Source organism: Pseudomonas sp. LAMO17WK12:I1, from assembly GCF_900177315.1.
Taxonomy (GTDB): Bacteria; Pseudomonadota; Gammaproteobacteria; order Pseudomonadales; family Pseudomonadaceae; genus Aquipseudomonas; species Aquipseudomonas marginalis.
In genome coordinates, this window is sequence record NZ_FWZV01000003.1 from 194,044 (window position 1) to 216,135 (window position 22,092).

Consider the following 22,092-nt stretch of genomic DNA (forward strand, 5'->3'; position numbering starts at 1 on the left):
CGCTGAAGAAACCGCTCCAACCCTCGTTATTGCTTACACCGCCCGAACCACCCCCGCCTCTGGCCGGCGTGACAACACACTCACCAGCACAAAACTCACCAGCGCCACTGCCAGGCTGTAGTAGATCGGCGTGTTCGCATCCAGGCCATCCTTGAACATGAACACCAGCGCCGTTACAAAACCCAGGCTCATGGAGGTGATTGCCCCCGACGTGGTCGCGCGCTTCCAGAAGATCGCGCCGATCAGCGGGATCAGCATGCCACCCACCAGCAGGTTGTAGGCCAGGGTCAGGGCGCTGATTACGTCATTGACCACCAGTGCGATGCCCAGCACGACGATACCGGTCAGCATCGTGAACAGGCGGTTGATTGCCAGGCTCGATTGTCTGCCGCGGCGCAGGCGTGGCAGCAGGTCTTCGGTCAATACGGTGGAGGCGGCGAGCAAGCCGGCGCTGGCCGTCGACATCATCGCCGCCAGTGCCGCCGCGATCACCAGGCCGCGGATGCCGTCCGGCAGCGAGACTTTGACGATGGCCGCGAACGCGTTGTTGACGTTGTCCAGGTCCGGAATCAGCACATGGGCCGCCATGCCGATCAGCGCACAGGCGAGGCCGTAAAGGATGCAGTAGAAACCCGCGAAAGTGCCTGCGTACTTGGCGACCTTTTCGTCACGGGCGGTGAACACCCGCTGCCAGATGTCCTGGCCGATCAGGATGCCGAAGAAGTAGATCATGAAGTAGGTGATGATCGTGTCCCAGCCGATCGCGGTGAAGCTGAAGCTCGATGCCGGCAGCTTGGCCACGAGTTCGTCCCAACCGCCGACGCGGTACAGGCAGATCGGCAGCAGGATAAACATCAGGCCGACGGTCTTGATCACGAACTGCACGATGTCGGTGAGGGTCAGGGACCACATGCCGCCGATGGTCGAGTAGACCACCACCACACCACCGCCCAGCAACACCGAAATCCAGAACGGCAGGCCGAACAGCACTTGCAGCACCGTGCCGATGGCCAGGATCGAGGTCACGCCGATCATCAGCGCGTAGGCCAGCATGATCACCGCACTCGCCTGGCGGGCCATGGGGTTGTAGCGTTTTTCCAGTACCTGGGTGACGGTGAAGATTTTCAGCTTGAGCAGCGGCTTGGCCAGGAACAGGTTCAGCGCGATGATCCCCATGCCCAACGCCGCACACAGCCAGAAGCCGGAGATGCCATGCACATAACCCAGGCGCACGGTACCGACGGTGGATGCACCGCCCAGTACAGTGGCGGCCATGGTGCCCATGTACAGCGACGGGCCCAGGTTGCGACCGGCTACCAGGTAGTCTTCGTGGGTCCTGGCGCGGCGCATGCCGTAATAGCCGAGCACGAGCATGCCGGCGGCGTAGATGAGTACGACGAATAAATCCAAAGCCATGACGGCGGGTCTCCGATTATTGTTTTAGGTAACAGGCGAACTTGTTGTGGGAGCGGAGCTTGCTCCCGCAGGGCTGCGAAGCGGACCCTTGGGGCCATACACCGAAGCCGGCTCCGGAAACACACGCAACAACGTCAGGTACACCACCGACGCCAACCCCAGCGTCACCGGCAGGCTGATATCGATGCCATCGGCCAGGTTGCCCAGCGGCCCGACAAACTGCCCCGGCAAGTTGACGAAGCACAGGCCCACCAGCGCACTCGGAATCCAGGCCCCCAGCCCGCGCCAGTTCCAGCCATGGCTGAACCAGTAGCGGCCGCCGGTTTCACCCCGGGTAAACACCTGCAGGTCATCCGGACAGTAGAAGCCGCGACGCACGATCAGGCCGATGATCATCATCACCATCCATGGCGTGGTGCAGGTGATGATCAGCACGGCGAAGGTCGATACGCTCTGCACCAGGTTGGCGGCGAAACGTCCGATAAAGATGAAGGCAATCGACATCACCCCGATCAGCAGCGTGGCCTTGACCCGCGACAGCAGGCGCGGGAACACGCTGGACATGTCCAGCCCGGTGCCATACAGCGAAGTGGTGCCGGTGGACATGCCGCCAATTACCGCGATCAGGCACACCGGCAGGAAGAACCAGGTCGGTGCCACCGCCAGCAGACCGCCGACGTAGTTGTTGGCCGCGATGTAGTCCGGCGCCTTGACCGCCACGATGGTGGCGGTGGCCAGGCCGAACAGGAACGGGATCAAGGTGGCGATCTGTGCCAGGACTACCGCCAGCATGATGCGCATTTTCGGCGTCTCACGTGGGATATAGCGTGACCAGTCACCCAGGAACGCCCCGAAGGAAATCGGGTTGCTCATGGCCACCAGCGCCGCGCCGATAAAGGCCGCCCAGAAGCCGGTCTGGCCCAGGGCTACGCTGCCGGCGAAGTGGCTGTCGAAGGTCGGCGCGAACGCGAAGATGCCCAACAGAAACAGCAGGCTTGCCGCCCAGACCGCAATGCGGTTGACCCACAGCATGAAGCGAAAGCCGTAGATGCACACCGTCAGGACAAGCATGGCGAATACGCCGTAGGCCAGGCCCAGGGTCAGGTCGGTTTCCGGCAGGCCGATCAGCCGTTTCGCACCGCCGACCAGCGCATCGCCTGAACTCCACACCGACAGTGAGAAGAAGGCAATTGCCGTCAGTAATGACAGAAACGAGCCGACAATCCGCCCGTGCACGCCGAAGTGCGCACCGGAAGACACCGCGTTGTTGGTGCCATTGATCGGCCCGAACAGACCCATCGGCGCCAGGATCAACGCACCCACCAGCACGCCCAGCACAATCGCCCAGACGCCGGCCTGGAACGACAGGCCGAACAACACGGGAAAGGAACCGAGCACGGCGGTGGCAAAGGTATTGGCGCCGCCGAAGATCAGGCGGAACAGATCCTTGGGGGTGGCGGTACGTTCGTTGTCCGGGATCTGTTCGACCCCGTTGGTTTCTATTGTGCGAATACTTTTATCGTTGTTTTTATTATTCATGATCAGCTCCGATCACATTGGCTAAGGGGGCGGCAGCCCTTCCGGCATAGCGGACAAATGTTCGTGACAGGCCAGCCACGGGCCTTCTTGTTGTTCTGTGCGAGATCCTTGGCGTTTGAAGACAATGGTCTCGCGTTCCTGGCTAAAGAATTGCTCCCCGTTCATGCGCAGCTCGGTGGCCACGTCATGGATAAATATCGCCACGTCACCCTGCAGGCTGACCACGGCGTTACTTGAGGTGCAGGACAGCACCTCAAATCCTTCATCCCGGCGCCAGCTGTCCCACAACGCCTGGTAGGCATCGCGACTGAGCAGCGGCTGGGGGAGGGTGTAGAACACAAAGCTGGCATCGGCCGTGAACGCGCCGAAGTAGGCGGCGCGGTCGTTGCGTGCAAAGGCCGACACCAGGTCGGCGGCGGCTTTCAATACCTGCGGCACGCTCATCAACGGTGCGCCACGCCAGGCAGTACGCAGAGCATCTCGTACAGCAGGTTGGCGCCCAGCAGCGAGGTGTTGCCGGTGGTGTCGTAGGGCGGCGAAACTTCTACCAGATCGCAACCGACCAGGTCGAGGCCCTGGCAGCCACGGATGATTTCGATTGCCTGGATGGTGGTCAGGCCGCCGATTTCCGGGGTGCCGGTGCCGGGCGCCCAGGCCGGGTCGATGCCGTCGATGTCGAAGCTCAGGTACACCGGGCCGCCGCCGACTTTTTCCCGCACCTCGGCCATCAGTGGCGCGAGGGAGTGGTGCCAGCATTCTTCGGCCTGTACTACGCGAAAGCCCTGTTTGCGGCTCCAGTTGAAGTCTTCGGCGGTATAGCCCTGGGCGCGCAGGCCGATCTGCACCACGCGGTCGCAATCGAGCAGGCCTTCTTCCACGGCGCGGCGGAAGGTGGTGCCGTGGGCGATTTTCTCGCCGAACATATGGTCGTTGACGTCGGCGTGGGCATCGATGTGCACCAGCCCGACCTTGCCGTGTTTCTTGTGGATCGCCCGCAGGATCGGCAGGGTGATGGTGTGGTCGCCGCCCAACGTCATCGGGATCACGTTGTGCTCGAGAATCTCATCGTAGGCCTCTTCGATGATGCGCACGGCGTCCAGCAGGTTGAAGGTGTTGATCGCCACGTCGCCAATGTCCGCCACCGACAGCGAGTCGAACGGCGCGGCACCGGTGGCCATGTTGTAAGGGCGGATCATCACCGACTCGGCGCGGATTTCACGGGGCCCGAAGCGTGTGCCGGCACGCAGCGAGGTGCCGATGTCCAGGGGTACGCCGATAAAGGCCGCATCCAGGCCCTTGGCCGATTGCAGGTGGGGAAGACGCATCATGGTGGCGATACCGGCGAAGCGCGGCATTTCGTTGCCGCCCAGTGGTTGGTGGAAAATCTTGTCCACGGGATTGCCTCATCGTTGTTGTGTTTATCAGGGGCCGATTCTGCGAAAAGCGCAGGAGGGGAAGAATCGGCAGGGGCAAATACTTAGTTCAGGTTTTTCTAAACTAATGCGGGCGGGTAGACTGCCCACATCTACACCCGGAGCCGACCATGGCCAACGCCTTGCCCGACCTGAAACTCCTGCGCATCTTCGTCAGCGTCGTGCGCCACCAGGGGTTCGCCAATGCCCAGCACGAACTCAACCTGTCCACCTCGGCCATCAGCACCTACATGAGCCAGTTGGAAAGTGCGTTGGGCCTGGTGCTGTGTCATCGCGGCCGGGGTGGGTTCAGCCTGACCAGCAAAGGCGAGCTGTTCCACCAGGAAACCTTGCGCCTGCTCGGCGAACTGGAAGGCTTCGAACAATATGCCGCCGCGCTCAAGGGCGAGCTGCGCGGGACGCTCAAGCTCGGCGTGCTCGACTCCACGGTGAGCGACAAGGCCTTGCCGTTCGCCGAGGTTATCGGCGCCTACAGCCTGGAGCACCCGGCGGTGCACCTGAATCTATCGGTGATGAGCCCCTACGAACTGCAACTCGGCGTGCAGGACAACCGCCTGGACCTGGCCATCGGTGCCTTCTCCAACCGCATGAGCGGGCTGATCTACATGCCGCTGTACCGCGAGCAACACTGGTTGTATTGCAGCACCCGCCATCCGTTGTTCAGCGAACGACGCATCCCCGAGCAGGTGATCACCCAGCAGCGCATGGTCGGGCGCGGCTACTGGAGCCAGGCCGAACTGGCGCGCCACGGCTTCAAGCACAGCGCCGCGACGGTGGAAAGTATGGAGGCGCAGTTGATCCTGGTGCTCTCCGGTGCCTACATCGGCTACCTGCCCGAGCACTACGCCCAGGCCTGGGCCGACAAGGGCGACCTGCGCGTATTGCTGCCGGCGACCTTCGGCTACCAGGCGCCGTTCTCGATGATCATGCGCCGGGGCCGCAGCCGCGAACCGCTGATCCAGACCTTCCGCGATCTACTCAAAGCGCAGCTCAACCAGGCCTGAAAACCATGTCCCGACCCCACTGTTCCCGCTGCCTCAGGCCCGCCGCCCATTGCCTGTGCGCGCTGATTCCCAGCCTCGACAGCCGCACACGTGTGCTTGTTTTGCAGCACCCGAGTGAGGTCAACCATGCGCTCAATACCGCGCGGCTGGCGGCGTTGGGATTGAACAATGCGCAGTTGGTGGTGGGCGAGGTCTTTGATGACTTGCCGACCCTGTTGAACCCGCCCGGCTATCAGGCGCGGCTGTTGTTTCCGGCTGACGATGCACAGCCGCTGCAAGCCTATGCACCCGGCGATCAGCCGCTGTTGCTGGTAGTGCCCGACGGCACCTGGCGCAAGGCGCGCAAACTGCTGCACCTCAATCCTGTGTTGGCGGCGTTGCCACGGGGCACGCTGGTCGAGGGCGCCGTGTCTCGCTATCGACTGCGCAAGGCGCCCGGACCGGGGGCGTTGTCGACGGTGGAGGCGATTGTGCAGGCGTTGCAGGTGCTGGAGGCGCCAGTGTCGTTCGAGCCGTTGCTCAAGCCGTTTGATGCATTGATCGAAGGGCAGATTGCGGCGATGGGGGAGGAGGTCTTTCGGAGAAATCATGGCGATGGGCATTTGCGCTAGGCGGGATATCGAGGCGCGGCCATCGGGAGCAAGCCCCCTCCCACATTCGATCGAGTTCCAGCATGAGAATGCGGTCCAGTGTGGGAGGGGGCTTGCTCCCGATGGCGCCCGCTCAGCCACCACCGCCTCGCTTATTCCTTTAAGCCATAAGCACCGCACTTTGCGTGATATGGCCCGCCGACCTTTCCCGGTATGATGTTCGCCCCCGCAGTCTGGATTGCGAATACGCCATGACCTTGCAGTACCCTACAATCGCCGATTGCGTCGGCAACACGCCCCTGGTCCGCTTGCAACGCATGGCGGGTGAAACCAGCAATACCCTGTTGCTCAAGCTCGAAGGCAACAACCCGGCCGGCTCGGTGAAAGACCGCCCGGCGCTGTCGATGATCACCCGCGCCGAACTGCGCGGGCAGATCAAGCCCGGCGACACCCTGATCGAAGCCACCTCGGGTAATACCGGGATCGCCCTGGCCATGGCCGCCGCGATCAAGGGCTACAAGATGGTGCTGATCATGCCCGACAACGGCAGCGCCGAGCGCAAGGCGGCGATGACCGCCTATGGCGCCGAGTTGGTGCTGGTCACCCAGGAAGAAGGCATGGAAGGCGCCCGCGACCTCGCCGAGCGCATGGCCGCCGAAGGCCGTGGCCAGGTGCTGGACCAGTTCGCCAATGGGGACAACCCCGAAGCGCACTACACCACCACCGGTCCGGAAATCTGGCGCCAGACCCAGGGCACCATCACCCATTTCGTCAGTTCCATGGGCACCACCGGCACCATCATGGGCAACTCGCGCTACCTCAAGGAGCAGAACCCGGCGATCCAGATCGTCGGCCTGCAACCGATGGAAGGCGCGGCGATCCCAGGCATTCGTCGCTGGCCCGAAGAGTACTTGCCGAAGATCTACAACGCGACCCGCGTGGACCGCATCATCGACATGGCCCAGCGTGAAGCCGAAGACACCACCCGCCGCCTGGCGCGTGAAGAAGGCATCTTCTGCGGCGTGTCGTCCGGCGGCGCCGTGGCGGGTATGTTGCGCTTGTCCAAGGAAGTGGAAAACGCGGTGATCGTCGCGATCATCTGTGACCGAGGCGACCGTTACTTGTCGACCGGCATTTTCGACGAACCCAACTGATGGCCAAGCACGAGAGAGGCCTGCGCTTCCAACCGACGGGCGGCAGCCGGGCCCCACAGATTCCCGTGGGCAAGAAGCAACGCCTGGCCATCGAGCGCCTGGCCAACGACGGCCGCGGCATCGTGTTCTTTGAAGGTCGCACCTGGTTTGTCAACGGTGCGCTGGCCGGCGAAGAGGTTGAAGCGCGGGTGTTGGGCACCCACGGCAAGGTGGTCGAGGCCCGCACCGAGCGCGTGTTCACGGCCAGCGAGCTGCGTCGCCCGGCACCGTGCGCGCACTTCGGTCGCTGTGGCGGTTGCAGCGTGCAGCACTTGCCCCATGCCGAACAACTTGCCCTGAAACAGCGCATGCTCGCCGAGCAACTGTCCCGCGTGGCCGGTGTCGAACCGCAGGAGTGGGCCGCACCATTGAGTGGGCCGGAATTCGCTTACCGGCGCCGCGCCCGGGTGGCCGTGCGCTGGGATGCCAAGGCGAAGAAGCTTGAGGTGGGTTTCCGCGCCGTGGCCAGCCAGGACATCGTCGCCATCGATGATTGCCCGGTGCTGGTACAGGCCTTGCAACCGATCATGCAGCGCCTGCCGAACATGCTGCGCCGCCTGAGCAAACCTCAGGCCCTGGGGCATGTGGAGTTGTTCAGTGGCTCGTCCGTCGCCGTGTTGCTGCGGCATATGGCGCCGTTGTCAGAGGCGGACCTGCTGATCCTGAAAGAATTCTGCAGCTTCCATGACGCCCAGCTGTGGCTGCAGGGTGAAGGCCAGCCGGAACCGATTGAGCCTGATCAGTCACTAGGTTTCCGATTGGGCCCATGGGACCTGGAGTTGGCGTACCGACCGGGGGATTTTGTCCAGGTCAACGCCGGGGTCAACGAGGCGATGGTGGCCCAGGCCCTGGACTGGCTGGCGCCACAGCCTGATGAGCGGGTGCTGGACCTGTTCTGCGGCCTGGGCAACTTTGCCTTGCCGCTGGCGAAACGGGTGCGCGACGTGGTGGCGGTGGAAGGTGTGCAGACCATGGTGGACCGGGCTGCGCAGAACGCCATCAGCCACAATTTGCATAATGCGCAGTTTTTTCAGGCCGATTTGTCCCAGCCGTTGACTGACGCGGAATGGGCCAAACAGGGCTTTTCTGCGGTACTCTTGGACCCACCCCGCGATGGTGCCCAAGAGGTTGTGCGTAAGCTCGCCACCCTGGGGGCCAAGCGCCTGGTGTATGTGTCCTGTAACCCGGCGACGCTGGCGCGGGACACGGTTGAGCTGGTCAAGCAAGGCTACCGGCTAAAACGTGCCGGGATCCTCGACATGTTTCCGCAGACAGCGCATGTCGAGGCCATGGCGTTATTTGAAGCGGGCTAGGATGCCCGTTTAATCCGACTGGCCTGCGTTCTCCAAGGCCTATGATCTGCCACGGAGCTCGCAGTAAAAAGGTCGGCGATGATTTTGGCGCATCCAAGGTGCGTCATAGGGAAGGTAAGCAAGATGGTACAGGTGAGAGCACACCAGCCGATCAACACCGACGGCAGTATCAATCTCGAGGCATGGCTGGATCATGCCATCAGTGTCGACCCGGCACTGGACCGTGAAGCCTTGAAAGCAGCCTGCGAGTTCGCTCGTGAGTCTGAGCAACAAGACAATGCAGCCAAGAACCTGTGGGCCGAAGGCACTTCCAGCTTTCGCACCGGGTTGGAAATCGCCGAGATCCTTGCCGATCTCAAGCTGGACCAGGACTCGCTGATCGCCGCCGTGCTCTATCGCGGCGTGCGCGAAGGGCACATCCAGTTGCCGACCGTCAGCCAGCGTTTTGGCGCGGTGGTGGCCAAGCTGATCGACGGCGTGCTGCGCATGGCCGCCATCAGCGCCAGCCTCAGCCCGCGCCAGTCCATGGTGCTGGGCACCCAGGGCCAGGTGGAAAACCTGCGCAAGATGCTGGTGGCGATGGTCGACGACGTACGTGTCGCCCTGATCAAGCTGGCCGAACGCACCTGCGCGATCCGTGCGGTGAAGACCGCCGACGATGAAAAGCGCAACCGCGTCGCCCGCGAAGTCTTCGACATCTACGCACCGCTGGCCCACCGCCTGGGTATCGGCCATATCAAGTGGGAGCTGGAGGACTTGTCCTTCCGCTACCTCGAACCTGATCAATACAAACAGATCGCCACGCTGCTGCACGAGCGGCGGCTCGACCGCGAGCGCTTTATCAGCGACGTGATGGGCCAGTTGCGCGCCGAGCTGCAGGCCACCGGGGTCGATGCCGACATCAGCGGCCGCGCCAAACACATCTACTCGATCTGGCGCAAAATGCAGCGCAAGGGCCTGGCCTTCAGCCAGATCTACGACGTGCGCGCCGTGCGCGTGCTGGTGCCGGAAATGCGCGACTGCTACACCGCGCTGGGGATCGTCCATACGCTGTGGCGGCACATTCCCAAGGAGTTCGACGACTACATCGCCAACCCCAAGGAAAATGGCTATCGCTCGCTGCATACTGCGGTGATCGGCCCCGAGGGCAAGGTGCTGGAAGTGCAGATCCGCACCCACGCCATGCACGAAGAGGCAGAGCTGGGCGTGTGCGCGCACTGGCGCTACAAGGGCACCGACGTCAAGGCCGGGTCCAACCAGTACGAGGAGAAAATCTCCTGGCTGCGCCAAGTGCTGGAATGGCACGAAGAACTCGGCGACATCGGCGGCCTGGCCGAACAGTTGCGCGTGGATATCGAGCCGGACCGGGTCTACATCTTTACCCCCGACGGCCATGCCATCGACTTGCCCAAGGGCGCGACGCCGCTGGACTTCGCCTACCGCGTGCACACCGAGATCGGCCATAACTGCCGAGGCGCCAAGATCAACGGGCGCATCGTGCCGCTCAACTACAGCCTGCAAACCGGCGAACAGGTCGAGATCATCACCAGCAAGCACGGCACGCCGAGCCGCGACTGGCTGAACCCGAACCTGGGCTACATCACCACATCGCGGGCGCGGGCGAAGATCGTCCATTGGTTCAAGCTGCAGGCCCGCGACCAGAACGTCGCCGCCGGCAAGACCCTGCTCGAACGCGAGCTGGGCCGCCTGGGCCTGCCGCAGGTGGACTTCGACAAGCTGGCCGAAAAGGCCAACATGAAGATCGCCGAAGACATGTTCGCCGCCCTCGGTGCCGGCGACCTGCGCCTGGCGCAGCTGGTCAACCTGGCCCAGCAACTGGTCGAGCCGGAGCGCGGCAACGAACAACTGGAGCTGATCCCACGCAAGGCCACCGGCTACAAGCCCGGCAAGCGCGGCGATATCCAGATCCAGGGCGTCGGCAACCTGCTGACGCAAATCGCCGGTTGCTGCCAGCCGTTGCCGGGGGATGCCATCGTCGGCTACATCACCCAGGGCCGTGGCGTCAGCATTCACCGCCAGGACTGCGCCTCGGTGCTGCAACTGGGCGGGCGCGAGCCGGAGCGGATTATCCAGGTCAGCTGGGGCCCGGTGCCGGTGCTCACCTACCCGGTGGACATCATCATCCGTGCCTACGACCGTTCCGGCCTGCTGCGCGACGTCTCGCAAGTGCTGCTCAATGAGCGCATCAACGTGCTGGCGGTCAACACCCGCTCGAATAAAGAGGACAACACCGCGTTGATGTCCCTGACCATCGAGATTCCGGGGCTGGACGCACTGGGGCGGTTGCTGGGGCGGATTTCCCAGCTGCCGAACATCATTGAGACGCGGCGCAACCGTACCCCATGATTCGCGCAATGAATGCAGGCTAAATGTGGGAGGGGGCTTGCTCCCACACTGATCGGACACAGAAAGATGTATTCACTTGAAGACCTGCTGCACCTGATGAGTCGCCTGCGGGACCCGCAATACGGGTGCCCGTGGGACATCAAGCAAACCTACGCGACCATTGTCCCGCACACCCTGGAAGAGGCCTACGAAGTGGCCGACGCCATCGAGCGCGGCGACTTTGATCATCTGCAGGGGGAGTTGGGCGATCTGTTGTTCCAAGTGGTGTATTACAGCCAGCTGGCGCGGGAAGAGGGACGTTTCGAATTTGCCGGGGTGATCGACAGCATCACCCGCAAGCTGATTCGCCGCCATCCCCATGTGTTCCCGACCGGCGATCTGTATGCGCCGCTGGATATTCCTCAACTGAGTGAAGAACAGGTCAAGGAGCGTTGGGAGCAGATCAAGGCCGAGGAGCGTGCGGAAAAATCCGACGCGCCGGAGCAGCTGTCCCTGCTGGACGATGTGCCCAGCGCCTTGCCGTCCCTGTCCCGGGCCGCCAAATTGCAGAAGCGCGCCAGCCAGGTCGGCTTCGACTGGCCATCGGCGTTGCCGGTGGTGGATAACGTGCGCGAAGAGCTGGACGAAGTGCTCGAAGCCATGGCCGACAACGACCCGGAGGCCATCGCCGATGAAGTCGGTGACCTGCTGTTCGCGGCGGTCAACCTGGCCCGTCACCTCAAGATCGACCCGGAAACCGCGCTGCGTGGCGCCAATGCCAAGTTCGAGCGACGCTTCCGATTTATCGAACAGGCATTGCGCGATACCCACCAACCCATAGAAGATTGCACCCTCGAAGAGTTGGACGCCCTGTGGGGCGAAGCCAAACGTCAGGAAAAGAACGTGTCCAGCTGCGGTTGAGCAGTTGCCTAAGTGAGTAAGCACCATGAGCCTTTCCCTTCGCGACCAGTTGCTCAAAGCAGGTCTGGTCAACCAAAAGCAGGCCAAGCAGGTCGGCAAAGAGAAACAGAAGCAGCAGCGCCTGGTCCACAAGGGCCAGATCGAGGCCGATGACACCCAGGCTCGCCTGGCCGCCGAAGCGCAGGCCGAGAAGGTCAAGCGTGACCAGGAGCTGAACCGCCAGCAGCAGGAAAAAGCCGAGGCCAAGGCCCGTACGGCCCAGGTCAAGCAACTGATCGAGACCTCGCGCCTGCCTAAGCTCACGACCGAGGACTACTACAACTTCGTGGATGACAAGAAGGTCAAGCGCCTGTCGGTCAACACCTTGATGCGCAACAAGCTGAGCAACGGCTCCCTGGCCATCGTGCATCACGGTGGCGGCTACGAGGTGATCCCCCGTGAAGCCGCGCTGAAGATCCAGGAGCGCGCCCCGGAGCGTATCGTGCAGCTCAATATCCTCACCGAAAGCCAGGTGCCGGATGAGGATGATCCGTACGCCGCTTACCAGATCCCGGATGATTTGATGTGGTAAGGCTGTAGCAACGAATTGTGGTGAGCAGGCGTGCCCTGCGTTGGGCTGCGAAGCAGCCCCAGAACACACAAACCCCGCTCAGAAGGCGGGGTTTGTGTTTTATAGGCCCCCCAGCTGCGTGGGGCTGGGGGGCCTACAGGATTTCGAAGTTTCAGGCGCTTTGCGTCTGGCGTTTCATCTCAAGGGCTTCGAGCTCGTTTTTATAATTATGAGCGTCGCTCTCGTTATGAAACATGCCGACCAGCAGGTCCTGTTGGTGGACATCCCAGATGTGAATCCCATGGCCCAGCGCTTCGTGGGACATATGTTCGTCGTCGCGTTCAGTTACTTTTACAGTCATCTGCTTGCTCCAATTTCTGGTGGGTATGCGGCAAGTCGTCGCAGGTCTTTTTATACGGTTTGTTAGCTTGCTAAGTAAACCGCTTTAGAGGTTTATGACAGAAGTTTCATGTTGGGCTCCCGATGACGGCAGACACTTGAACCCAAAACCCCCAGACGAAAAAAAGCCCCGCATTCAGCGAGGCTCTTCTCTGCTCATCAATCCAATCAGCTGCCCTTGATGGCTTTGCCGTCAACGGTACCGTCTTGCAACATGATGTTGTATTCCTTGCCGTCGGTTTCCACCTGACGCAGGGCTACCAGGATGCCACCCAGGTCCTTGGCGAACCACATCTGGGTGATGCGCTTGCTTTGAGTCGGGTCGCGTACGCGCTCGACCTTGATCGCGTCAATGCTGCCGACCTTGGTCTGGACCTTTTCCGGGCCGATCACGCGGAAGTCGTAGGTGTCGACGTCGGTGCCTTCAACCACGTTGTAGCTCATGCTTTTCTTGCCGGCTGCCACGTCGCGCTGCAAGGCCAACTGGTAGGTCGACTTGTCGAGCATGCCGCTTTGCAGGGGCACATTGACCGGGTCTTTGTTTTCAAAGCCCGTGACTTTCTTGGTCGACGGGTCGAAGTCCAGATTGATCTTCTTGGTCTTGCCCAGGCCGCCGCGTTCGAAGGCATAGCTCTTCGGTTGCAGGGTGTCCTTGTCGAACAGGATCACGCTGGTTTCGGTCAGGCTGGCGATCATCATGGAAGCCTTGAAGTTCAAGGTCCAGGTGCCGTCACCGTTCTTGGTCAGGCTGCGTTCTGCCGAACCACTCATGGGCAACTGTTTCCAGTCGGCGGTGTAGCTGGCGGAGAACGGGTGTAGATCTGCCGCTTGCACGGCAGGCAAGGCGAACAGCGCAAAAGCGAAGAGCAAGGCGCGACGCATAAAATCTCCTAGGTTCGAATCAAGTGGCCGCTGGCCGCAAGTAACTGACCGTCCAATAATGCACCCTGGTCACCAAGAATCAACCGCCCCTCGGCAAACCAGCGCACAGCCAGCGGGTAAATCCTGTGTTCCTGGGTATGCACCCGTTGCGCAAGGGTCTGCGCCGAGTCGTCAGACTCTACCGGAACCACTGCCTGTACGACCAGAGGCCCGCCATCGAGTTCCTCGGTGACGAAGTGCACGCTGCAGCCATGCTCGTTGTCACCGGCATCGAGGGCGCGCTGGTGCGTGTGCATGCCTTTGTATTTGGGCAGCAGGGAAGGGTGGATATTCAGCAGGCGCCCTTCGTAGTGCCGCACGAAACCTGCGCTGAGAATGCGCATGAAACCGGCCAGCACCACGAGTTGGGGGTTGAAGGCGTCGATCAGTTCGACCAGGGCGCTGTCGAAGGCCTCGCGGCCTTCGAAAGCCTTGTGATCCAGCGAGCGGGTTTCGATACCCGCGTCCCTGGCGCGTTGCAGGCCGTAGGCGTCGCTGCGGTTGGAGATCACCGCAGCGATGCGCACCGGGCTGTCGCCGGTGCGCGTGCTGTCGATCAGGGCCTGCAAGTTACTGCCGGTGCCGGAAAGCAGCACCACGACATCACAGGTCCGAGGCATCAGTGAGCCTTGAGGTTCTTCAGTTCAACCTGAGCCGCGCCTTCGGCAGCGGTGGCGATCTGGCCGATGACCCAAGGCTGCTCGCCGGCTTCACGCAATACGTTCAGCGCGGTTTCAACGTGTTCCTGCGCGACGCAGATCACCATGCCCACGCCGCAGTTCAGCACGCGGTGCATTTCGGTTTCATTGACGTTGCCTTTTTCCTGCAGCCAGTCGAATACCGCAGGACGCTGCCAACTGGCCACGTCGACGATCGCCTGGGCGCCTTTTGGCAGTACGCGCGGGATGTTGTCCAGCAGGCCGCCGCCGGTGATGTGGGCCATGGCCTTGACCGCGCCGGTGTCCTTGATCAGCTTGAGCAGTGGCTTGACGTAGATGCGGGTCGGGGCCATCAGCAGGTCGGTCAGCGGCTTGCCGTCGAGCTGGATGTTCTCGATGTCGGCACCGGACACTTCGATGATCTTGCGGATCAGGGAGTAGCCGTTGGAGTGCGGGCCGGAGGATGGCAGGGCGAGCAGGGCGTCGCCGGCAGCCACTTTGGAGCCGTCGATGATCTCGGCTTTTTCCACCACGCCGACGCAGAAGCCGGCCAGGTCGTAGTCTTCGCCTTCGTACATGCCTGGCATTTCAGCGGTTTCGCCGCCGACCAGGGAGCAACCCGACAGTTCGCAGCCGGCGCCGATGCCGGTCACCACCTGGGTGGCGGTCTCGACGTTCAGCTTGCCGGTGGCATAGTAGTCGAGGAAGAACAACGGCTCGGCACCGCATACCACCAGGTCGTTGACGCACATGGCCACCAGGTCGATGCCGATGCTGTCGTGCTTGTTCAGGTTCAGTGCCAGGCGCAGCTTGGTGCCCACACCGTCGGTACCGGAAACCAATACGGGCTGCTTGTAGCCGGCCGGGATCTCGCAGAGGGCGCCAAAACCGCCCAGGCCGCCCATGACTTCGGGGCGCGCAGTGCGCTTGGCAACGCTCTTGATGCGTTCGACCAATGCTTCACCGGCGTCGATGTCTACACCGGCGTCCTTGTAGCTCAGGGAGGGTTGCTTGCTCATGATCCAGGCCTTTAGGGGGGATTCAGGGGTAACGACCGAGCGGGCAGGCGCTTTTGGTAAAAGGCCCAGCCGTTGACGGTCTGCGAAGGCGCGCGATTTTATCAGGCTTGAGGGGCAGCGGCCATCCTCGGGCCGACGGGCAGGGCAGATAGATTTAAAAAAGCCGGTTAAAAAAATGCTGATCGGGTCTGTTCAGGCACGTATTAAGGTATAGCCTTTAAACCGCTGTCGTTAATGACATGGCGAAAACTTACCGGGACCCCGTGAATGTTTTAGTTGTCGCTGTGGTCACAGCCTGGCTACACCGATTTCACGCGGTCTGTTCCAGCCGCTAAATTTGTCGTTCGGGAATCTTCCATGCGTCTGTGTAATGTCTTTTTTGTAGGCTGCTTGTCGTTGATCAGCCTGGCGAGTCATGCCGAAACCCTCAATGGCCTGTACCAGGTACTCGAACCCGTCAGCAGCCAATCGCCGCAAGAGCGCGACCAGGCGACCCAGCGTGCGGTGGAGACCCTGGTGATCCGCCTCACCGGCGACGCCAAGGCCGCACAAGGCCCGGGCCTGGCGGCGATTCGCAAGGATCCGCAGCAAATCATCACTCAATACGGTTACGACGCCGGCCCGCCCGAGAGCCTGCAAGTGGACTTCGACCCGGTCAGCACCGATCGCGCCTTGCGTGACGCCGGCCTGTCGATCTGGGGCAGCAATCGGCCCTCGATCCTCGGCTGGTGGCTGAACGACTCCACCGAAGGCAGCAGCCTGGTCGGCGATGGCCAGGCCGCTGCCCAGGCGCTGCGCCGTGCGGCACAGCACCGTGGCTTGCCATTGCGCCTGCCCCTGGGGGACCTGGATGAACAGGTGGTCGCCACCGCGCCGAATCTTGAAAGCGCCGATGCCACGCCATTGCGCGCCGCGTCCGAGCGCTACGGTGCCGACGCCTTGCTGGCCGTGCATGCACGCCAGGAAGGCAATCAATGGCAGGCCAAATGGCGCCTGTGGCTGGGTGACAAGAGCGAGCAGGGCACCGCGCAAGGCGCCGACACGGGCGCGCTGGCCGATGCAGTCATGCTGGCGGTCAGCCAAAAACTGGCGCCGCGCTTTGCGGTCAAGCCCGGTGTGAGCACCGAGCAACTGCTGGAAGTGCAGGGCATGAACCTGGAGCGGTACGCGGCCCTGGGGCACCTGCTTGAGCCGTTTGGCGGTCAGCCGCAATGGGTGGATGGCAATCGTATTGTGTATCGGGTCAACGGCAGTGCCGATCAGTTGCGTACCCAGTTGAGCCTGGCCAGGTTGCAGGAAGTGCCTGCCGGTGAGGCCTCGGTGCAGCAGCCTGCGGTCGATGGCACACAACCGCCGGCGGCACCTGCGCCCCAGGCGCAACTGCATTTTCGTTGGTAAAAGTTCTTCCTATATAGATAGAAGCAAATAATGGAGTGGTTTATGGCGGATACGCGTCGTTGGGTGTGGCTTGGCGGGATCGTCCTGCTGTGCGTTTTTGTGTTCCTGCTGCATTCGATCCTGACGCCGTTCCTGGTTGCGTTGCTGCTCGCCTATCTGTTCGATCCCGTGGTGGATCGCCTGGAAAAAGCCGGTCTGTCGCGGACCTTGGGCGTGGTTGCGGTGTTTGCACTGTTCACGTTGATCATCACCGCGCTGGTGCTGGTGCTGGTGCCGATGCTGGCCAAGCAACTGTTTCGTCTCTATGAGCTGGCGCCGCAGATGCTCGACTGGCTGCAGCACACGGCGATGCCGTGGGCCCAGGCCAAGTTGGGCCTGTCGGATGGCTTCTGGAAGTTCGACAAGGTCAAGGCGGCGATCAGCGAGCACATGGGCCAGACCACCGATATTGTGGGGGTGATCCTCAGCCAGGCGACCGCGTCCAGCCTGGCGCTGATCGGCTGGCTGACCAACCTGGTGCTGATTCCGGTGGTGGCGTTCTACCTGCTGCGCGATTGGGACATCATGATGGCCAAGATCCGCAGCCTGTTGCCGCGCAACCGTGAAGAGCGCATCGTGGCCCTGGCCGGCGAGTGCCATGAGGTGCTTGGTGCCTTTGTGCGCGGGCAGCTGCTGGTGATGCTGGCACTGGGGATCATCTACGCGGCGGGCTTGATGGCCATCGGCCTGGAGCTGGGCCTGTTGATCGGCCTGATCGCCGGCCTTGCCGCTATCGTGCCGTATATGGGCTTTGTGATCGGGATCGGCGCGGCGTTGGTGGCTGGCCTGTTCCAGTTTGGCGGCGACCTGTATCCGATGCTGGGGATTGTCGCGGTGTTCATGGTTGGCCAGGCCCTGGAAGGCATGGTGCTCACGCCGTTGCTGGTGGGGGACCGGATTGGCCTGCACCCGGTGGCGGTGATCTTTGCGATCCTGGCGGGCGGCGAGCTGTTCGGCTTTACCGGCATTCTGCTGGCACTGCCGGTGGCGGCGGTGATCATGGTGCTGGTGCGTCATATGCACGATCTGTACAAGGATTCCGACGCCTATACGGGGGTCGAAGACCCCGACCTGTAACCGCTGCGTCATAAACCCGGCTTCGGCCGGGTTTGTTGTTTATGGGGGTATGGCGTCAAACAATCCGCTCAAAACCGGCAAGTTAACGCAAACCTTTGATTTTGCTTGTGGTCTGCTGCATTGTGCGCCCGGCGTCACGGGTATAAACTTTGCAAACTTTACACAGAGGCCACTAACGGTTCGATGGGAGCCGTTCAGTCAGCATGAAACCGATTCAGCTGCCCTTAGGTGTGCGTCTGCGTGATGACGCTACCTTTATCAATTACTACCCAGGCGCCAATGCCGCTGCACTCGGCTATGTCGAGCGGCTCTGCGAAGCCGACGCCGGGTGGACCGAAAGCCTGATCTATCTGTGGGGTAAACACGGCGTAGGGCGTACCCACCTGTTGCAGGCCGCTTGCCTGCGTTTCGAGCAGATGGGCGAGCCGGCGGTTTACCTGCCCCTGGCCGAGTTGATGGATCGCGGCATCGGGATCTTCGACAACCTTGAGCAATACGAACTGGTGTGCCTGGACGATCTGCAGGCAGTGGCCGGCAAGGCGGATTGGGAAGAGGCGCTGTTCCATCTGTTCAACCGCCTGCGGGACAGCGGCCGGCGCTTGTTGATTGCGGCCTCCACCTCGCCACGGGAGTTGCCGGTGAAGCTGGCCGACCTCAAGTCGCGCCTGACCCTGGCGCTGATCTTCCAGATGCGCCCACTCTCCGACGAAGACAAACTGCGGGCCCTGCAATTGCGCGCATCCCGTCGCGGCCTGCACCTCACCGATGAAGTCGGGCACTTTATCCTCACCCGTGGCACCCGCAGCATGAGCGCGTTGTTCGATTTGCTCGAGCAACTCGATCAGGCCTCTTTGCAGGCTCAACGAAAATTGACGATCCCTTTTCTCAAGGAAACGTTGGGCTGGTAACCGGTTGAATCTACGGGGTTCGGCAATTTCCAGGCGCCAGAAATCCTGCGTTTAAGCCACGTTGGCTACGCATGTGAACCGATAAATGGAATTACGGCTTAGATGTCATAGTCCAATCGCGAAGTCACATAGATCACGATTGAATTTGCAAATCGATGTGATAGAAGGCATAGTCTCGACTTCTTTACATACCAGCCACGGTCGTGCCCATGCTAAATCGCTTCGCACCCCTCGTGCCCCTCGCACTCGTTACCCTGTTGTTTGGTTGCGCCTCCCACCCTCAACAGGTGGTTGAGCAGCAAAAACCTCAACAACAGTCCCAGGCAAAATTCGTTGCTGCACAGTCTGCTTCTGTCTATGAAGAAGAGGTCGCAACCGAAAAGGAACTGGCCGATTTCTCCGGCAACAAGCCTTACCAGCTTCCAGTCCTGGCCGACAGCATCCTCGAACGCGGCATGTCCCTGATCGGTACCCGTTACCGTTTCGGCGGTACCTCTGAAGCCGGTTTCGACTGCAGCGGTTTCATCGGCTACCTGTTTCGTGAAGAAGCTGGCATGAACCTGCCACGCTCCACTCGCGAAATGATCAACGTGAAAGCACCGTTGGTCGCGCGCAACAACCTCAAGCCCGGTGATCTGCTTTTCTTCAGTACTGCGGGCCGTGGTCGCGTCAGCCATGCCGGTATCTACCTGGGCGATAACCAGTTTATCCACTCCAGCAGCCGTCGCAGTGGCGGTGTTCGAGTCGACAGCCTGGGTGACAGCTACTGGAGCAAAACCTTCATCGAAGCCAAGCGCGCACTCGCCATGGCCCCGACTACGGTTACCGCCAGTAAGTAAACTTAAAGTGATACTTGAAGTTTGACGTGTAAGCGCTAGAATCCCTGGACATTGTTGTAATCCGTTCGCGCGAGCTTTGCTTGCGCGTTCTGGTTTTCAGCGTTCGGCAGCGATAGCCGCATCCAGATCAGGATTGTTCTGCACATGTCGACCTCAGCCCGCCTGCTCCTTATTCTCTGCGCCGCGCTTATCAGCGCCTGCGCCAGCCGGCCGCCGCCCGCTCCCGTTGCGGTCAAGCCCAAGCCGGTATTCAACTATTCCACCCAGAATTTCTCGCCTGCGGCCGAAGACGTACTCTTTCGTGCACTGGGCCTGGTCGGCACGCCTTACCGTTGGGGCGGCAACACGCCGGATTCGGGTTTTGATTGCAGTGGCCTGATCGGCTTCGTCTTCCGCGACGCCGCCGGCATCTCCCTGCCGCGCACCACCCGCGAACTGATCGTGATGCGCGCCCAGGACGTCAGCGAGCAGAACCTGCAGACCGGCGACCTGCTGTTCTTCGCCACCGGTGGCGGTTCCCAGGTCAGCCACGCCGGCATCTATGTGGGCGAAGGCCGCTTTGTGCACGCGCCGCAGACCGGCGGTACGGTCAAGCTGGACACCTTGTCCAAGGCGTATTGGCAGAATGCCTATCTGAGCGCCAAGCGTGTGTTGCCAGCAAACCTGGCACGTAATCCCTGAACCAAATGTGGGAGGGGGCTTGCCCCCGATAGCGAAGTATCAGTCACAGTATCTGTGCCTGACCCACTGCTATCGGGAGCAAGCCCCCTCCCACATTGGTTTTGTGATGCTTCTGGGGGCGTTTATTTAGCGGCCGACACCCGCCACACCTTATTCCCCACATCATCCGCCACCAGCAAATCCCCCTGTTGATCAATCACCACGCCCACCGGCCGGCCCATGGCGTTCTCATCTTTATCGAGAAACCCGGTCAGCACATCCACCGGCTGCCCTTTAGGCTGGCCTGCCTCGAACGGCACGAAGATCACCTTGTAGCCACTGTGGGGCTTGCGGTTCCACGAGCCATGCTGGCCGATGAACGCGCCGTTGCTGAACGGTGCCGGTAGTTTGCTGCCCTCGGCGAACGTCAGGCCCAAAGACGCGGTGTGCGGCCCTACCGCATAGTCCGGCACGATTGCCTTGGCCACCAGGTCCAGGTTCTGCGGCGTGACGCGCACATCCACATGCTGGCCGTAATAGCTGAAGGGCCAGCCATAGAACCCGCCATCCTTGACCGAGGTGATGTAGTCGGGCACCAGGTCGCTGCCGATCTCGTCGCGCTCGTTCACCGCCGTCCATAGCTTGCCGCTCTGGGGTTCCCAGGCCATGCCGTTAGGGTTGCGCAGGCCGGAAGCGAAAATGCGCTGCTGGCCGCTGGCGCGATCCACTTCCCAGATAGCCGCCCGGCCCTGTTCCGCCTCTAGACCGTTCTCACCGACGTTGCTGTTGGAGCCGACACTCACGTACAGCTTGCTGCCGTCCTTGCTGGCGATCACGTTCTTGGTCCAGTGATGATTCAGGGGGCCGCCAGGCAGGTCGACCACCTTGGTGCCAGCTGCCTTGATCGCGGTTTCGCCCGCTTGATAGGGGAAGCGCAGCAGCTTGTCCGAATCGGCGACGTACAGGTCATTGCCGACCAGTGTCATACCGAAGGGCGAGTTGAGGTTTTCCAGGAACACCGTACGGGTCTCGGCAACACCATCGTGATCGGCGTCGCGCAGCAGGGTAATGCGATTGGGGCTCGGTACACCGGCACCGGCGCGGCCCATGACCTTCTCCATGACCCAGCCGCGAATGCCCTTGGAATCATCCGGCTTGGGCGGCGCATTGGTTTCTGCCACCAGCACATCGCCATTGGGCAATACATACAGCCAGCGCGGGTGATCCAGGCCTTCGGCGAACGCCGCCACTTGGGTGCCGGCCGCTGCCGTTGGCTTCACGCCCTCCGGCCAGCCGATAGCCGGGGCAATGTTCACCGTGGGAATCAGGGTTTTGTTCGGCTCCGGTAGCTGCGGCGACGGCCCGGTGCCGTCGGACACCTGCAGGGTGGAGCTTTCACCGCAGGCGGCGAGGGTGCCGGCGAGCATGATGAGCAGGGCGAGTCTGGTTTTATGCATGGTGTTCTCCTTGATACCTGTAAGGGTAGAGGAGGGCGCTGGTGCGATGGTTCAAGTGCAAGGCCAGCTTTAATTGACGCTCCACCCCCAACCCACTAACCTTCGCGGCTTGTTCCAGGTGCTCTGTGACCCATGGGTCGACCGAGTGAAACAGGGAAGCCGGTGAGCGAGCGCACTTGTACACAGTGCTGCCGCGATTCCGGCGCTGCCCCCGCAACGGTAAATGAGTCAAGACGGTGCCTTTTGCCACTGTATCGCCCGCGATATGGGAAGGCGCGCCGTCGGCGTGTTCGCTCTGTCGATGAGCCAGCGCACCACTCATGAGCCCGGAGACCGGCCTGGATCATCCAACAGCATCACGGTGGGCGATGCTTGGCTGTCTGTTTTTTCCTGCCTGCCGTTTTTGTCCAG

The 22,092-nt window shown here is 61.8% G+C and carries 21 protein-coding genes and 1 riboswitch; of the genes, 12 read left to right on the top strand and 9 right to left on the bottom strand.

Going from position 1 to position 22,092, the window contains the following annotated elements:
* Nucleotides 1–33: 33 nt before the first annotated feature.
* From B9N88_RS06000 to speB, 4 genes are read right to left on the bottom strand one after another with little or no spacing between them, the layout of a single operon-like run.
* The gene (locus B9N88_RS06000; RefSeq protein ID WP_027603784.1) at nucleotides 34–1,416 is read right to left on the bottom strand and encodes a sodium:solute symporter family protein; all 1,383 of its coding nucleotides are present in this window, start codon (nucleotides 1,414–1,416) and stop codon (nucleotides 34–36) included.
* Between the two features lie 24 nt (nucleotides 1,417–1,440).
* Nucleotides 1,441–2,955, bottom strand: coding sequence for a purine-cytosine permease family protein (locus B9N88_RS06005; protein ID WP_027603785.1), 1,515 nt, complete (start codon nucleotides 2,953–2,955; stop codon nucleotides 1,441–1,443).
* 21 nt (nucleotides 2,956–2,976) lie between these two features.
* On the bottom strand, nucleotides 2,977–3,399 hold the full coding sequence (locus tag B9N88_RS06010; RefSeq protein ID WP_027603786.1) for a YybH family protein: 423 nt from the start codon (nucleotides 3,397–3,399) through the stop codon (nucleotides 2,977–2,979).
* A complete protein-coding gene (gene speB / locus B9N88_RS06015) occupies nucleotides 3,399–4,349 on the bottom strand; it encodes an agmatinase (RefSeq protein ID WP_027603787.1) in 951 nt (316 codons plus the stop codon). Before speB ends, B9N88_RS06010 begins: the two co-directional genes overlap by 1 nt.
* A gap of 149 nt (nucleotides 4,350–4,498) precedes the next feature.
* Here speB and B9N88_RS06020 point away from each other — a divergent pair, with 149 nt between their 5' ends.
* From B9N88_RS06020 to B9N88_RS06050, 7 genes are all read left to right on the top strand, one after another.
* Nucleotides 4,499–5,392, top strand: coding sequence for a LysR family transcriptional regulator (locus B9N88_RS06020; RefSeq protein WP_027603788.1), 894 nt, complete (start codon nucleotides 4,499–4,501; stop codon nucleotides 5,390–5,392).
* 5 nt (nucleotides 5,393–5,397) lie between these two features.
* The gene (locus B9N88_RS06025; protein ID WP_027603789.1) at nucleotides 5,398–6,003 is read left to right on the top strand and encodes a tRNA-uridine aminocarboxypropyltransferase; all 606 of its coding nucleotides are present in this window, start codon (nucleotides 5,398–5,400) and stop codon (nucleotides 6,001–6,003) included.
* Between the two features lie 230 nt (nucleotides 6,004–6,233).
* Entirely contained in the window at nucleotides 6,234–7,136 is a 903-nt protein-coding gene (gene cysM / locus B9N88_RS06030; RefSeq protein ID WP_015885254.1) for a cysteine synthase CysM, read from the top strand.
* Entirely contained in the window at nucleotides 7,136–8,488 is a 1,353-nt protein-coding gene (gene rlmD / locus B9N88_RS06035; RefSeq protein ID WP_027603790.1) for a 23S rRNA (uracil(1939)-C(5))-methyltransferase RlmD, read from the top strand. Before cysM ends, rlmD begins: the two co-directional genes overlap by 1 nt.
* A gap of 123 nt (nucleotides 8,489–8,611) precedes the next feature.
* Complete coding sequence (relA, locus tag B9N88_RS06040) at nucleotides 8,612–10,855, top strand: GTP diphosphokinase (RefSeq protein WP_027603791.1); 2,244 nt, start codon at nucleotides 8,612–8,614, stop codon at nucleotides 10,853–10,855.
* A gap of 66 nt (nucleotides 10,856–10,921) precedes the next feature.
* Nucleotides 10,922–11,755 carry a nucleoside triphosphate pyrophosphohydrolase gene (gene mazG / locus B9N88_RS06045; RefSeq protein ID WP_027603792.1) on the top strand — a complete coding sequence of 278 codons (834 nt, stop codon included), beginning with the start codon at nucleotides 10,922–10,924 and terminating at the stop codon, nucleotides 11,753–11,755.
* Between the two features lie 25 nt (nucleotides 11,756–11,780).
* Nucleotides 11,781–12,326, top strand: coding sequence for a DUF2058 domain-containing protein (locus B9N88_RS06050; RefSeq protein ID WP_010208656.1), 546 nt, complete (start codon nucleotides 11,781–11,783; stop codon nucleotides 12,324–12,326).
* 151 nt (nucleotides 12,327–12,477) lie between these two features.
* Here B9N88_RS06050 and B9N88_RS06055 read toward each other — a convergent pair whose 3' ends face one another.
* From B9N88_RS06055 to purM, 4 genes are all read right to left on the bottom strand, one after another.
* Nucleotides 12,478–12,666, bottom strand: coding sequence for a hypothetical protein (locus B9N88_RS06055; protein WP_027603793.1), 189 nt, complete (start codon nucleotides 12,664–12,666; stop codon nucleotides 12,478–12,480).
* 206 nt (nucleotides 12,667–12,872) lie between these two features.
* Nucleotides 12,873–13,586, bottom strand: coding sequence for a DUF3108 domain-containing protein (locus tag B9N88_RS06060; protein WP_027603794.1), 714 nt, complete (start codon nucleotides 13,584–13,586; stop codon nucleotides 12,873–12,875).
* Between the two features lie 8 nt (nucleotides 13,587–13,594).
* The gene (gene purN, locus B9N88_RS06065) at nucleotides 13,595–14,245 is read right to left on the bottom strand and encodes a phosphoribosylglycinamide formyltransferase (protein ID WP_027603795.1); all 651 of its coding nucleotides are present in this window, start codon (nucleotides 14,243–14,245) and stop codon (nucleotides 13,595–13,597) included.
* Nucleotides 14,245–15,303 (bottom strand): phosphoribosylformylglycinamidine cyclo-ligase, encoded by a 1,059-nt coding sequence (gene purM / locus B9N88_RS06070; RefSeq protein WP_014719398.1) that lies wholly within the window; start codon nucleotides 15,301–15,303, stop codon nucleotides 14,245–14,247. Before purM ends, purN begins: the two co-directional genes overlap by 1 nt.
* Nucleotides 15,304–15,660: 357 nt before the next feature.
* Here purM and B9N88_RS06075 point away from each other — a divergent pair, with 357 nt between their 5' ends.
* The 5 genes from B9N88_RS06075 (at nucleotide 15,661) to B9N88_RS06095 (ending at nucleotide 20,245) form a co-directional block, all read left to right on the top strand.
* Nucleotides 15,661–16,701: a DUF2066 domain-containing protein gene (locus tag B9N88_RS06075; protein WP_027603796.1), complete on the top strand. Its 1,041-nt coding sequence runs from the start codon at nucleotides 15,661–15,663 to the stop codon at nucleotides 16,699–16,701.
* A gap of 42 nt (nucleotides 16,702–16,743) precedes the next feature.
* Nucleotides 16,744–17,817 carry an AI-2E family transporter gene (locus B9N88_RS06080; protein WP_027603797.1) on the top strand — a complete coding sequence of 358 codons (1,074 nt, stop codon included), beginning with the start codon at nucleotides 16,744–16,746 and terminating at the stop codon, nucleotides 17,815–17,817.
* 203 nt (nucleotides 17,818–18,020) lie between these two features.
* Nucleotides 18,021–18,725 (top strand): DnaA regulatory inactivator Hda, encoded by a 705-nt coding sequence (hda, locus tag B9N88_RS06085; protein WP_027603798.1) that lies wholly within the window; start codon nucleotides 18,021–18,023, stop codon nucleotides 18,723–18,725.
* Between the two features lie 209 nt (nucleotides 18,726–18,934).
* Nucleotides 18,935–19,564, top strand: a complete 630-nt coding sequence (locus B9N88_RS06090; protein WP_027603799.1) for a C40 family peptidase — start codon at nucleotides 18,935–18,937, stop codon at nucleotides 19,562–19,564.
* A gap of 144 nt (nucleotides 19,565–19,708) precedes the next feature.
* Nucleotides 19,709–20,245 carry a C40 family peptidase gene (locus B9N88_RS06095; protein ID WP_027603800.1) on the top strand — a complete coding sequence of 179 codons (537 nt, stop codon included), beginning with the start codon at nucleotides 19,709–19,711 and terminating at the stop codon, nucleotides 20,243–20,245.
* Nucleotides 20,246–20,367: 122 nt separating this feature from the next.
* Here B9N88_RS06095 and B9N88_RS06100 read toward each other — a convergent pair whose 3' ends face one another.
* The gene (locus B9N88_RS06100) at nucleotides 20,368–21,681 is read right to left on the bottom strand and encodes a PQQ-dependent sugar dehydrogenase (RefSeq protein ID WP_027603801.1); all 1,314 of its coding nucleotides are present in this window, start codon (nucleotides 21,679–21,681) and stop codon (nucleotides 20,368–20,370) included.
* Between the two features lie 99 nt (nucleotides 21,682–21,780).
* Nucleotides 21,781–22,038, top strand: a riboswitch (cobalamin riboswitch).
* Nucleotides 22,039–22,092 lie beyond the last annotated feature (54 nt).